We start from the raw sequence: 13,001 nt of genomic DNA on the forward strand, positions 1-13,001 counted from the left end.
AAATTACTTTAGTTATTATTCTGTAATGTAAGGATATAAAATGATATTGATAAATTGGAAAGATATTGGGGTTACATTTTGAACTACATAGACGTACTCCCCCGAAAATGCGGACCTAAACTGGAACTTTCCCCTCCTTCTCACTAACAGCTTCTATTATGCCTAAAATTTTAAAACCACAAAAAAGAATGCCCCTAAAAGTCATTGACTTCTGGGACATCCTTTTTTCAGTCTACTTAACGGGATTCGAAAATCTTTTGGATGACGTGATTATTGTTCGATTTTCCAAAGTTTTTATGAATACAGCTCTCGGGCTTTTCGCGTAAGATGGACGCGAAGCTTTTGGCCAATTCCGCTTCCCCCGCCACATGCACTTCTTTCCATCCACGCTTCTTTTTCATACTACCGACAACAGAGCCCATGTCTTTATAAAAGCGATCCAGATTTTCTTTCAATCGCTGATCAAATCCGTCTGTATGTCCTCCTACTCCCCGCTGTATGGAAGACTTGATGTCTTTTTGTTCTTTCCAGACATCGAGACCCGAATCAAATTCATACACTGTTTCGTCATGGACTCTCCCCATTGCTGTATCCAAAATCCGGACATTACTGTAACTCGGGAGTATAATTCCCGCTTCTGGATATGCTTGTAACATATACTCCAATTCATTCGTCATCGCTTGGTTTTCCCAATGGAAACTCGTCTTGACTGCCACTTGAACATAATGAACAGACCAAATTTCAGGATCTGCTGCTGCAAAAATGATAGCACCTTTCGCCAAATCATTTTGCTTATCTTCAATTTCCTTCATCACACGGTCTTTCAATGAACGAAATGCAGTCAATTCTTTTTCATCTCCGGATGCGACAAGATATTCATCAAGCCTTTTCAAACCAGATTTCAAATGAATTCTCCATGCAGCTTGTTGTTGTTCAGGATCTGCAGGATTCGTGTTTAAGTATACTGATAGCACACATCGATCATCACAGTGAAATGCTTTCAACTTTTTCAATTCTTCGCTAATACTCATCCAATCATCCTCCTTATTCCCTCAACTGTAGTATGCCCGCTGAAATGAATATTACAAGGTAATTAGAGCTGTGAATTTTTTCAAGTAGAAAAGCAGTGCATCCTCACACGAGTAATACACTGCCTTTACTATTTAACTAGTTAAACTTTTTTCCTGTCTCCTGGATAATATCCATGCTACAACAATAATAATCGCAACCGATAAGAAAATTGTATATACACTACCTGTTATCCCTGCTACTACAAATCCAATGAATGCAGCAACAGCATTCAATAAAGCATAAGGGAATTGTGTTTTAACGTGATCGATGTGGTCTGCGCCAGCACCGGTTGAGGATAAGATGGTTGTGTCGGAAATCGGAGAACAGTGATCTCCAAAAATCCCTCCTGATAACACTGCTCCAATACAAACGAGCAGATGTGCATCTAATGCAACTGCCATTGGAATAGCAATCGGAAGCATGATGGCAAATGTACCCCATGAAGTACCAGATGCAATTGCCATGATGGCACCTACAACAAATAATATTGCAGGTATGATAAAGGCTGGAATATTTCCTTTCATCATTTCTACGATATAATTTGCCGTACCCATTTCACCAATGACTTGGCCAAGTGCCCATGCTAGCACAAGCGTTGTCGCGACATAGACCATTTTTTGCATGCCCGTTGTATAAATATCAACAGTTTCGCCAAACTTTTTGACTTTAAAAATCAGCATCAGCAATACAATTGTGATGGCGGCAAATAAATAGGCCGTACTAAGTGACACACGGAAATCTCCACCTGGTACCGGTTCGAACGGAAATCCGTAAGAAACAAGCAAACCGAATAAAGTAATAAATAGAACTAGTAGTGGTAGCCACACTAAGATTGCGCGGCTCCCAGTCGTATATTCATTGGTAACTTCCGGTTTACGCAAAGGCTTTGATTCAGCCCAATATAACTGACCTGTTTCACGTACGCGCCGCTCTGCTTTCGCCATCGGTCCAAAATCGAGTTTCGTTAGGGCTATCACCGGGACTAAAAGAACAGCTAATATGGCATAGAATTGAAATGGGATCACTGCAACAAGTGTACTGAATTCAGAATCAGTAATATTAAGCTTGTCGAATTCCGCACGAATTAATCCCATAATATAAACGCCCCACCCAATAAACGGGATTAAAACTGCTACCGGTGAAGAAGTAGAATCAATAATCCACGCAAGTTTTTCACGTGAAATCTTGGCTTTATCAAAAATCTTTTCAAAAACCGGCCCCACAATCAAAGGTGTTCCCAAGTCTGAAAAGAAGATAATAATCCCACCGAACCATGCGCCCAGTTGCGCTCTAGCCCGAGTAGTAAAAAACTTTGCTGAAGATGTGGCAAGTGCTGCACCGCCACCGGATTTTTCCATTAGCGCAACAAATCCTCCAATAAAAAATAGAAGAACTAATACAGCTGCATTATAACCGTCAGTTAATTGAGGAAATATATAATCTCCTATCGTAGAAGTAGTAGCGGTTAGCGGATTACCGCCAACGAGGAGAAGCACACCAATAAAGACACCTGAGAATAAAGCAATGATGACATTCTTCGAGATGATCGCTAAGACAACCGCGACGATCGGTGGTATAAGCGAAAGTATTCCCATATGGTCCATAAATATTTTCTCCTTAAATTATGTAGTAGCCTGCATACACATACAATTTACAGACTATTTCATTATAAATAATGGGGCCATAGATAGCAATGCTTTATCAAAAACGCCTAGTTTGGTGCTGTCTTTCTGAAGAGGAAAACAACAAAGTTATTTGCTATGCATCATGTAATTCATAAATAAAAGCAATTTGCTTACCTACTTGTCCTAGTTCATCTAGAACACCTAGTACTTCCTTAGTCTCCTTTTTCAGCTGCATCGTGGATCGCAATCAATGCTTGTTCGTTCTGCTCATTTCGTATGTCTAGTTGTTTAGATTGTTCATACTTATCGTTCCATCTCTTTTTAGTCTTGATAATAACTTTTAGACTTCTTTTGATATCGTCAATTGTCGTATAAAATTTCGGATTTTGCTCAATCTAGTCGGTAGGAGGTGGACGAACATGACGAATAAAAACAATAAAAAAACCATGAATGAACGGACACACAATCCGTTGAATACGTATGAAAATAAAAACAAAGAAGCGAGTAACAGCAATAATCAACATCCCGAGGAGCATTCAGCAGAAGAATTTTCTGCAGAGTTTGGATCTAGGCCGAAAAATAAGAAGAAGAAAAAATAAAAATAACTGCCGTGTTCCGTTATTCAGAATAACGGCAGTTGTTTTATTTTATACCCCTTCATTGATCCCGAAATGATGTCTTCCATACCAATTCGCTACCTTATTGTATACAGAGGCAAGTACTTGCTGGAATAGCATACCGAAAACAATCGGCATGACGACTTTCGCTGGGAAGAACGTTGTCGCAATGACAACACCTGTTGCAATATTTCGCATGCCTCCCACAAACATGAATGTAGTAGCAATCACTGGATCTTTCCATAGTACATGCGCGATCCATAAAGCACTTGCATAGCCCGTTAACGCTATGAACAGTACTAGGGCAATAACGCCGGCAAGTTCAAAAGAAACCTTCTGAACATAAGGCGCTACCGCACTACCATTGATCGCTATAATCGCAAACAGACTTAGTTTAGAGAATGGAGCTAAACGAGGTCCCCATTTCTTCTGAATGCTTCCCTTTGATAGTTCATTTAACGTGATACCTAGTATGGTTGGTAGTACAATCATCCAAAGTAAATTAAGTATCAGTGACATCGTATCAATTGTTACACTTTCTCCTACGACGAAATATAGAATAGCTGGTAAAATGATGGGTGCTAGTAATGTATCAATTAATATAATAGATAAGCATAAAGGTAGATTACCTTTCGAGATCGTTACCCAAATCACACTCGTAACACCTGTTGGAATAGCTACCGCCAACACAAAGCCTACCGTTAATAAATGGTCATCAAAAAAGATTATGGATAAAAAGTAAGCCCACGCAGGCATTACTATATGCAGAAAGGTGATACTTGCGAGTACTACGGCGGGATACTTCCTTACCATACGCACTTCTTTGACATTCATACCTAGACTGCCTACGAACGTCATAAACGCAAACAACCAAGAGACGATAAATAATAACTGCTCCCCTACCTGATGAAACAATACACCGAACACTAAGCTAAGAGGCGTTAAGATGGCAATCCATCGTTGTAAAAAGATATTCAAACTACTAAACATATAATTCCCTTCTTTACTAGCCTGACGTCATCGTTGATATAGTCGTATTCTAGCATAGTAGATTATGTGAGAATCAATGTTTTAGCTAATAAATAGTATGGGTGCATAAAAAAACCGTAGCGCTGAATGGCTACGGTTATGTTTTCGTAAAATTATTTTGTGTATGAAAGAACGGCGTATTTACTAAAGTTCTTCATTGCATCAGTCGCTTCTGCTTTCTCAGCATACTCAAAAATCCGTACATTTGCTTGATCAAATAATGTAATTACCCACATGGTTTCCAGTCTCCTTTCAATTTGTATTGATGTTCTGTTTATGAAACTAAAGCTTAGTTTGTGTAAGAGAGTACTGCATATTTGCTAAAATTCTTCATTGCGTTTGTTGCTTCAGCCTTCTCAGTGTATTCAAAAATCCGTACGTTTGCTTGATCAAATAATGTAATTACCCACATGTTTGTCAGTCTCCTTTTAATTTGTATTCGTGTATCGATATAAAAACTAACGCTTAGTATGTGTATGTTAGGACTGCGTAATTGTTAAAGTTTTTCATTGCATTTGTTGCTTCAACCTTCTCAGCATATTCAAAGATCCTTACGTTTGCTTGGTCAAACAATGTGATAACCCACATATTGTGTAGTCTCCCTTTTGTTTGGCAGCATAGTTCCTTGAATGGAATCTGCTAACCAATTTCTTTTGATACTCTTATCATACTCTGTTCTACAACAAAAGAAACCGATATGTGAAGCTTTTCACAAATCATTCAAAGTCAAAACGCTTACATATGGCAAAGTTGTGTCTGCAAACGTTTTCTTAGTACTCACGTATAAATTATGCATATTATTAAAGTAATACTTATTTTTTTTATCAACACAAAATTATTTCTTTCGACAGGAGTTGCGAACTTATATCTGCAATTATACATATTTCAATTCAATTAAAATGTAAAAAAACCGTAGCTACGTTCGCTACGGTTAAAGTGTTAACTGCTTATTTAGTGTACGAAAGGACGGCATATTTGCTGAAGTTCTTCATTGCGTTCATTGCATCAACCTTCTCAGCATATTCAAAGATTCGTACATTCGCTTGATCAAATAAAGTTATTACCCACACGTTGTTCAACCTCCCTATTACTTTTTTATCATTCAGTATTGTTGGCTATGTGTATGTTTAGTGATTTTATTTTGTATAGGATAAAACAGCGTACTCATTGAACATCTCCATGGCAGTTGTAGCTTCTGCTTTCTCTGCATATTCAAAGATCCGTACTTTTTCTGTTTCGAACAATGTGATAACCCACATGTTGTTCAGTCTCCTTTTTGGTTGTATTTTGATTCTTTAAAAGAGAATTCATGACCAACTTCTCTTGTTACCTTTAGTATACTATCCTTAGTAAACGATTTGGGTACATTGTGAAGACTTTCACAATTCATTCAAACATGAACCGCTTACATATGACCACTTTGTGAATTCTAACCACCATAGGTTTAGCTGTATACTCTCTTTTCTCTATGACTTTCAATTAAACACAGCACAGTATGTAAGACATAAACTATGATGAAAACATAAAGAAATGAATGAGCGTGATCAATCCATCTGTTTCTAATTTCATATTAGTGTGTGGAGATCAGCCAGTATATGTATGTCCTTGTTTTCACTTGTTTCCTCTACAACCAATGAATCAAGCCGAATATTCATCTGTACTATCACACCGTAGTCGAACAGATCATGGTCCTATGCTTTTCACGATTGATATCGAAGAAGCAACAAAACGCAACCAAACGTTTCGCACCGTATTATGGACAGGTGACCATTTGCAGCTCACACTTATAAGTATTGCACCGGGAGAGGATATTGGTTTGGAAATGCACCCACATATCGATCAATTTATTTGGATTGAGGAAGGGCAGGGTATGGTTCAGATAGGACGTAGAAAAGATCAAGTAGATTTCGAGCGACACGTTCAAGATCATAATATTATTATTATTCCAGCTGGTGCTTGGCATAATTTACTAAACGCAAGTACTATTCCTATCAAATTGTATTCTATTTATGCACCGCCAAATCATCCGCACGGAACAATTCATGAAACGAAGGCTATCGCAGAAGAAATGGAGTCCTCACATACTGCTGACAATAAATATATCTAGAATTATGAAATGCACTGTTGCTGTGATTGAAATAAAAAGACAAGGCAACCAATTGCACGGTGCCTTGTCTTTGTCATTTCTATTCGATTCATCCTTCTTTATAAGAATACAAATTCATCGAATGTCGTAAGCTGATCAGCTGAATTTCAATTTATTGTTTTGTCTCTTTCACATAAGCGAATAGACATTTTCTGTTCATAGTAGAAGAATTTTTATAAAAAAAGCAACGCTAAGCTAACCACGATAGAAATTGAGAACGCAATTTTACTTAAAAACACAAGCTCTTCACTTCTAAACTTCATAACAACTGCCAATACAGCTACAATCCCCATTACGATGGCCAGGGTCCTTTGAATTGTAAAGTTTGTAGGAAAAGATGTAAACGCTAGGTAGGATAAAAGCAGGCCAAATAACATATTGATTATGATTATACTGTTATTGGTTTTACTTTTATATAATACGACTTGCATTCCTATTGCTAGGATTATTAAAACTATATACATGATCTCCAATATGCCTAATGCCATTTGAGTACCCTCCTTCCTATTCTTAACTAATTCAGTAATTGTAACATGAAGTCGATATTTACGATATTTCTTCAATCGTTTTTTCATTATTTATTCAAATACAGCATCGCACATTTTGAATTTCACATAACAGTACGATAGCATAAACGGTCAAAAATCCTCTCAACAACCTGTCAGAGAGGATTTTAAACATACACCCATATTCTACCAAAATCACTACCTCGTTGCCGCCAAGTTATTTCAACTCTATCAAAGCGACTGTCTCCACATGACTACTATGAGGAAACATATCTACCGGCTGAACTTCCTTCGTGCGATAGCCCCCATCCTCAAGAATGCGTAAATCTCGCGCCAATGTTCCTGGATTACAAGACACATACACAATCTTTTTTGGTTTATAAGTTAAAATGGTTTCTAACAATTTTTCATCGCACCCTTTACGTGGCGGATCGACGACTAATACATCAAACTGCTTACCTTGCGCGTACCACTTTGGAATAATCTCTTCTGCTGGGCCTGCTTCAAAATGTGTATTGGTAATACCATTTAGTTCCGCATTACGCTTTGCATCTTCTATCGCCTGTGGTACTATTTCAACTCCGTATACTTCCTTCGCTTGCTTAGCCAAGAACAATGAAATCGTTCCTATTCCACAATACGCATCCACTACTGTTTCATTTCCAGTTAGGTTCGCGTAATCAAGTGCCTGTTGATACAACACTTCCGTTTGAACGGGATTTATTTGATAGAAAGAACGTGCTGAAATTTCGAATTCAGTCTCTCCAATCCGATCAATGATGACATCCGTACCATATAGATGGACCATTTCATTGCCCATGATGACATTCGTATTCGCTGTATTCACATTTTGCATAATGGACGTCACATTCGGTAATTGTTGCTGAATTAATTCGACTACTGCGTCTTTTTGCGGGAATTTTTTATGTCGCGTCACGAGTACAACCATCACTTGACCCGTCTGACGTGCTTTTCTAATGATTACATGACGTAGCATACCTTTGTGTGTATGTTCGTCATACGTCTCGATACCAAGCTGTTGAAGTTTATACTTAAGCATCGTCATCAGTTCGTCTGCTTCTTTCGTTTGGATCAGACAAACATCTGTATCGACTATGTGATGTGTACGGGCTTTATAGAAGCCAGTAATTATGCGGTCGTTCTCCGTATCAAATGGTATTTGTGATTTATTGCGGTAACGCCACGGATCATCCATTCCTTTTACTTCATGCACGGGCACGTTTGGAAGCTTAGCGATCCGGTCCATTACATCGCGTACCGATTTGCGTTTCTGAATCAACTGGCTCTCGTAGGACAAATGCTGCAATTGGCAGCCACCACATGTCGGGAATACATGGCAAGGTGGTTTCACACGAGATGGGGATGGTTCCACGATATTTACTAACTTCGCGAAACCATATTTCTTCAATGTCTTCAATACATGTACATCGACTGTTTCTCCAGGCAACGTTCCTGGAATAAATAATGGATAGCCTTCTACTTTCGCAACGCCTGCCCCATCATGTGTCAGATCTTCTATTGTCACTCGTATTTTTTCATTTTTATTTACTGCAAAGCTCATGATTTTTCCTCCATCTTTCAGATACTTCTAGTGTAACACGGGGAGGCAAACAAAAAAACAGACGTAATCACACGTCTGTTTCTTTACTGTTTTTATACTCATTTCTTGTCACTGCATCGTCTTTCAAGACAACAAAGAACGATAAAACGATACCCGCGATGATGACTAGAAAAGGCGCATAGAAAATCAAAAATTCATTCATCTTATTGCCTCCTTATGCATGGTGATTTTCTTTTCCTTTTACATAATCTTTATTGAACAAGAACATACGTAATAGTAAATAAAGCGATGGAATTAGCAATAATAATCCACATATGAATGCAATGATTAAAGCAATCGCCATTGCTTGGTTCGTAAAGCTATCGTAAATCGTCAAGTACGGGTAGAGCAAGTATGGATAATGCGATGCGCCATAGCCAAAGAAAGCAAACATGAATTGTCCTATTAATAATCCGACTGCCACACCATAATGACGCTGTTTCCAAATAAGGAAAACCGTACCTAGAAACAGGATGAACGATATCAGAAACATAGGCCAAAACGTTTGAATACTCTCGTAATGTAGCGGATTGTGCTTACGCAATTCAAATATAATCCCGCCAGCTGCGATGATCGTCGGCAATGCCCAGATAAGCGCGTATTTCCTTAAAAGTTGCGTTGCCTCCCGATCCCCGGCTTTATTCGCATACCACGTCAAAAATGCGGATGAGATATAAAGTGTTGCCGCTATACTGAGCACTACAATCGACCAAGTTAGTGGGCTAGTGAACAACTTCCAGTAATCTAAAACCGGCTGTCCATTCACTAACTCAATAAATCCACCTTCAGAAATCGTCAATACGATTGACAGTGATGCCGGAAGTAATAAACCCGTCGAACCGTAAGCAAAAGAATATCCTTTGTGACCACGGGCTCCATACGTTTCAAATGCATAGTAGGAACCACGGACTGCCAGAAGAATAATGGCAAAACTAACCGGGACTAGCAATGTGGTGCCATAATAAAAGGCGGTTTTTGGGAAGAATCCAATAATTCCCACAAAGAAAAATACTAGAAAGACATTCGTTACTTCCCAGACTGGTGATAAATAGCGCTGAATGACATTAGTCAATATTCGCTGTCTGCCCGTAAATAAACTGTATGCGTTGAAAAATCCAGCTCCAAAATCAATCGCACCAATTATAATGTAACCGAACAAAAACACCCACAATACCGTAATCCCTAGAATTTCGATATTCATCGGATGTCACCGCCTTTCTCCTGCTGCCGATCTAAGATTTCTTGTTCTACCGGATTCCGGATGAACATTCTCCTTAATACAACCACACTACCGATACCGAGAACCAAGTAGAGAAGCGCAAAAAGTACAAGCATAGTCGGTACTTGCCCACTAGTTGTTGCACCTTCAGCAGTACGCATAATATTACGTAATATCCACGGCTGACGTCCCACTTCCGCTAACCACCAACCCGCTTCGAGTGAAATGAAAACGAGTGGTCCTCCTATAACAATTAGCCAACGGAATAAGCGAGACTTGACAAATGACCATTTTCGCCACATACCAATCCAGTATATAGCCGACAATGCCATTAACAGCATTCCAATCGTTACCATAATATCAAAGAGATAATGGATGTATAGTGGAGGTATATCTTCTTCGGGAAATTGATCTAATCCGATGACTTCAGCACTTGGTGAACCGTGGGCCAAGATAGAAAGCGCATATGGTATTTTAATGGCGTATTTAACTTCCCCGTCGTCCAGCACACCATACAGTATTAACGGGGCGTTTTCTTCCGTCTCAAAATGCCATTCAGCAGCCGCCAACTTTTCAGGTTGATACTCGGCCAAATATTTACCTGACAAATCCCCAATCAGCGCTGCACTCACACTAAAAATGAATCCCACTTTCAAAGTAAGATATAGAGCTTTTTTATGATAGACGTGATTCGAACCACGCAACAAACGGAATGCTGCAATAGCAGCCAATAAAAAGGCAGATGTCATATAAGCTGTCCCGACCACATGCGCGACTTTTGTGGGCATGGCAGGGTTGAACATTGCTACAAGAGGATTGACGTTAATTAATTCACCATTCACTAAGTTAAAGCCTTGTGGTGCATTCATGAAGGCATTTACAATGGTTATGAATACTGCAGAGAATGAAGCTCCAAGCGCGACTGGAATAAGGAGTAGAAAATGTTTCTTTTGATTTTCAAAACGATCCCATGTATATAGGTAAATGCCGAGGAAAATTGCTTCAAAAAAGAAAGCGAACGTCTCCATGAATAATGGTAAAGCAATCACATTTCCCGCAAGCTCCATAAAGTTCGGCCATAATAAGGAAAGTTGCAAACCAATTGCTGTCCCTGTCACTACCCCTACGGCTACGGTGATGACAAAACCACGTGCCCAACGTCTAGCCAGTAAGATATAATGCTCATCATTTTTCTTGATACCCACCCATTGGGCTAGCATGATCATGAGTGGGACACCAACGCCAATGGTTGCATAGATAATATGAAACGATAAAGTTAGTTCTGTCAATATTCTAGAATAAAAAACTGAATCCACACAGGCCACCTCCTTTTTTCACGAGAATAATCTTCCAACAATTGATAGTAACATAATACCAGCAACAATAAATGCTAACCACATCAGACGCTTTTCTTGTCTTTTATACACACAATCACTCCTAAGCACAGTTCTACTTTAGTGTTTCCCTTAAAACACATTTCAATAACCTTTTTAAAGCGATTTGTTGAAATTTAGACGTATTTTCACATTCACAGCCCATCTAATTATTGTATACTAATCGATTAACCCATTTTACTTGTATTTTGTTAGTATTTACAGTATAATTGGTTAACTAATGAGAGGTGAAAGTAAATGAAAAGAGTTAAAAGAAAAGTTATCGCGTATATTACAAAAGGGGAAGGCAGACATCGTAAATTGCTCGTATATGAGCAAAAGGATCAGCCTGAAGCAGGTTTACAAGTTCCTGGTGGTACTATCGAACGCAACGAACTATTATTGGATGCGTTATATCGAGAAATCGAAGAAGAATCCGGTATCGTGCGTGATGAACTTATACTAGAAGGTAAAGTTAAAGCTTCAAAATATTTCCCAGAAGATAAGAATGTAATTTACGAACGTACAATTTTCCATTTTTCCTATATAGGAGAAAACAAGCACGAATGGGAACATATCGTAGAAGGCGAAGGAAAAGACGCAGGTCAATTATTCAGCTATCGTTGGATGCCGTTGAAAGAAGTGCCAAAGTTAGCTGCTAAACAAGGAGAAGCGATTGAATACATCTGATATCGACCTGATACGATGCGCATTGCATCGGGCCCACCCAATTAATTTTTCACAATAAAAGACTATTCCATCCGAACGTTAGAAATTCGACTGGAATAGTCTTTTTACTTTTTATTTGATTTGGTTCACTTGATCCTGCGGACGTAATTTGTGTAACGGTACGAACATTTCGACATGTTGATATAAATTTTGGAAAGTAGCCGGCAACACGCCGCCGTATTCTCCATCCAAGTTCAATAACACTTCGTCTTTGGAAGTCACCACAATTTTTTCTGCCTTCGCTGAAACAACTAAAGGATCATCCAAATGTTCTCCACGAGAAGCTAATGTGACCACACGAATAAATTCTGCAATATTGCATTTCTTTAAAATAAGCAATGTGAAATATCCATCGTTAATACTGGAGTTAGGTGCTAATTTCTCAAATCCGCCAACCGAGTTAGTCAAGCCAATCAAAAACATCATAGCTTCTTCATCAAATACATTTCCATCGTACTCAATACGAAGATGACTGGAATGTATAGAAGGCAACATTTCAATTCCTTTTAAGTAATAAGCCAACTGACCAATTACTGTTTTTAAACGGCTTGGAACTTCATATGTCAATTCCGTCATGCGGCCGCCACCGGCTATATTAATAAAGTAGCGATCATTCATTAACCCTACATCGACCGGTATCGAATCTCCTTGGCAAATAATATCTACAGCATCATCGATTTCTCTCGGAATACGCAACGCTCTTGCGAAATCATTCGTTGTTCCCATAGGAATCAAACCGATTTTTGGACGTTTATCAAAATGTCCGACACCTTCAACTACTTCATTGAGCGTACCATCGCCACCTGCAGCAATAATAACATCGAATCCTCTGCGAACCGCGTCTCTCGCTGCCGCTGTTGCATCACCCTCGCAAGTTGTAGCGTGAGCGGATGTTTCATAGCCCGCATTCTCCAATTTTTCGAGGACTTCTGCTAAATGTTTACGGAAGACTTCTCTTCCTGCAGTAGGATTATAAATAATGCGTGCACGTTTCATACACTTTCCCCTCGATCCTTTCGCGTCTGAAACAAATCAGACCTTTGCCATTTTCAAATGGTTTCTTGC

16 protein-coding genes are annotated in these 13,001 nt (G+C 39.0%); 3 read left to right on the plus strand and 13 right to left on the minus strand.

The genetic code is table 11. The annotated features are described in order from the left end of the window. Positions 1-236: 236 nt before the first annotated feature. On the minus strand, positions 237-1,031 hold the full coding sequence (locus tag SporoP8_RS06295) for a VLRF1 family aeRF1-type release factor (protein ID WP_085131721.1): 795 nt from the start codon (positions 1,029-1,031) through the stop codon (positions 237-239). 132 nt (positions 1,032-1,163) lie between these two features. Then, positions 1,164-2,675, minus strand: coding sequence for a Na+/H+ antiporter NhaC family protein (locus SporoP8_RS06300; RefSeq protein WP_085131722.1), 1,512 nt, complete (start codon positions 2,673-2,675; stop codon positions 1,164-1,166). A 440-nt stretch (positions 2,676-3,115) separates the two neighbouring features. On the opposite strand from SporoP8_RS06300, the gene SporoP8_RS06305 reads away from it, so the two are divergent. Next, the gene (locus SporoP8_RS06305) at positions 3,116-3,295 is read left to right on the plus strand and encodes a hypothetical protein (protein WP_085131723.1); all 180 of its coding nucleotides are present in this window, start codon (positions 3,116-3,118) and stop codon (positions 3,293-3,295) included. A gap of 48 nt (positions 3,296-3,343) precedes the next feature. On the opposite strand, the gene SporoP8_RS06310 is transcribed toward SporoP8_RS06305, so the two are convergent. From SporoP8_RS06310 to SporoP8_RS16860, 5 genes are all read right to left on the minus strand, one after another. Further along, positions 3,344-4,303, minus strand: a complete 960-nt coding sequence (locus SporoP8_RS06310) for a bile acid:sodium symporter family protein (protein WP_085131724.1) — start codon at positions 4,301-4,303, stop codon at positions 3,344-3,346. Positions 4,304-4,455: 152 nt separating this feature from the next. Beyond that, positions 4,456-4,578, minus strand: coding sequence for a hypothetical protein (locus SporoP8_RS16845; RefSeq protein ID WP_255397466.1), 123 nt, complete (start codon positions 4,576-4,578; stop codon positions 4,456-4,458). Between the two features lie 53 nt (positions 4,579-4,631). After that, positions 4,632-4,754, minus strand: a complete 123-nt coding sequence (locus SporoP8_RS16850; protein WP_255397467.1) for a hypothetical protein — start codon at positions 4,752-4,754, stop codon at positions 4,632-4,634. 535 nt (positions 4,755-5,289) lie between these two features. Next, complete coding sequence (locus tag SporoP8_RS16855) at positions 5,290-5,412, minus strand: hypothetical protein (protein ID WP_255397322.1); 123 nt, start codon at positions 5,410-5,412, stop codon at positions 5,290-5,292. Positions 5,413-5,478: 66 nt separating this feature from the next. Next, entirely contained in the window at positions 5,479-5,601 is a 123-nt protein-coding gene (locus SporoP8_RS16860) for a hypothetical protein (protein ID WP_255397468.1), read from the minus strand. Positions 5,602-5,975: 374 nt separating this feature from the next. Here SporoP8_RS16860 and SporoP8_RS06315 point away from each other — a divergent pair, with 374 nt between their 5' ends. Further along, entirely contained in the window at positions 5,976-6,449 is a 474-nt protein-coding gene (locus SporoP8_RS06315) for a cupin domain-containing protein (protein WP_232319225.1), read from the plus strand. Positions 6,450-6,661: 212 nt separating this feature from the next. Here the strand turns inward: SporoP8_RS06315 and SporoP8_RS06320 are convergent, their stop codons facing one another. The 5 genes from SporoP8_RS06320 to SporoP8_RS06335 all read right to left on the minus strand — a co-directional run bounded on the left by SporoP8_RS06320 (position 6,662) and on the right by SporoP8_RS06335 (position 11,150). Further along, on the minus strand, positions 6,662-6,976 hold the full coding sequence (locus SporoP8_RS06320) for a hypothetical protein (protein WP_085131726.1): 315 nt from the start codon (positions 6,974-6,976) through the stop codon (positions 6,662-6,664). A gap of 235 nt (positions 6,977-7,211) precedes the next feature. Next, positions 7,212-8,576 carry a 23S rRNA (uracil(1939)-C(5))-methyltransferase RlmD gene (gene rlmD / locus SporoP8_RS06325; RefSeq protein WP_085131727.1) on the minus strand — a complete coding sequence of 455 codons (1,365 nt, stop codon included), beginning with the start codon at positions 8,574-8,576 and terminating at the stop codon, positions 7,212-7,214. A gap of 67 nt (positions 8,577-8,643) precedes the next feature. Further along, positions 8,644-8,778 (minus strand): cytochrome bd oxidase small subunit CydS family protein, encoded by a 135-nt coding sequence (gene cydS, locus SporoP8_RS16865; RefSeq protein WP_255397469.1) that lies wholly within the window; start codon positions 8,776-8,778, stop codon positions 8,644-8,646. Positions 8,779-8,790: 12 nt separating this feature from the next. Further along, the gene (locus tag SporoP8_RS06330; RefSeq protein WP_085131728.1) at positions 8,791-9,816 is read right to left on the minus strand and encodes a cytochrome d ubiquinol oxidase subunit II; all 1,026 of its coding nucleotides are present in this window, start codon (positions 9,814-9,816) and stop codon (positions 8,791-8,793) included. Continuing rightward, entirely contained in the window at positions 9,813-11,150 is a 1,338-nt protein-coding gene (locus SporoP8_RS06335) for a cytochrome ubiquinol oxidase subunit I (protein WP_085131729.1), read from the minus strand. The genes SporoP8_RS06330 and SporoP8_RS06335 overlap by 4 nt, the downstream gene beginning before the upstream one ends. 315 nt (positions 11,151-11,465) lie before the next feature. On the opposite strand from SporoP8_RS06335, the gene SporoP8_RS06340 reads away from it, so the two are divergent. Next, positions 11,466-11,897, plus strand: a complete 432-nt coding sequence (locus SporoP8_RS06340) for an NUDIX hydrolase (protein ID WP_085131730.1) — start codon at positions 11,466-11,468, stop codon at positions 11,895-11,897. Between the two features lie 111 nt (positions 11,898-12,008). Here SporoP8_RS06340 and SporoP8_RS06345 read toward each other — a convergent pair whose 3' ends face one another. Then, the gene (locus SporoP8_RS06345) at positions 12,009-12,932 is read right to left on the minus strand and encodes a diacylglycerol kinase (protein WP_085131731.1); all 924 of its coding nucleotides are present in this window, start codon (positions 12,930-12,932) and stop codon (positions 12,009-12,011) included. Positions 12,933-13,001 lie beyond the last annotated feature (69 nt).

The organism is Sporosarcina ureae, from assembly GCF_002101375.1.
In the GTDB taxonomy this organism is placed as follows: Bacteria; Bacillota; Bacilli; order Bacillales_A; family Planococcaceae; genus Sporosarcina; species Sporosarcina ureae_B.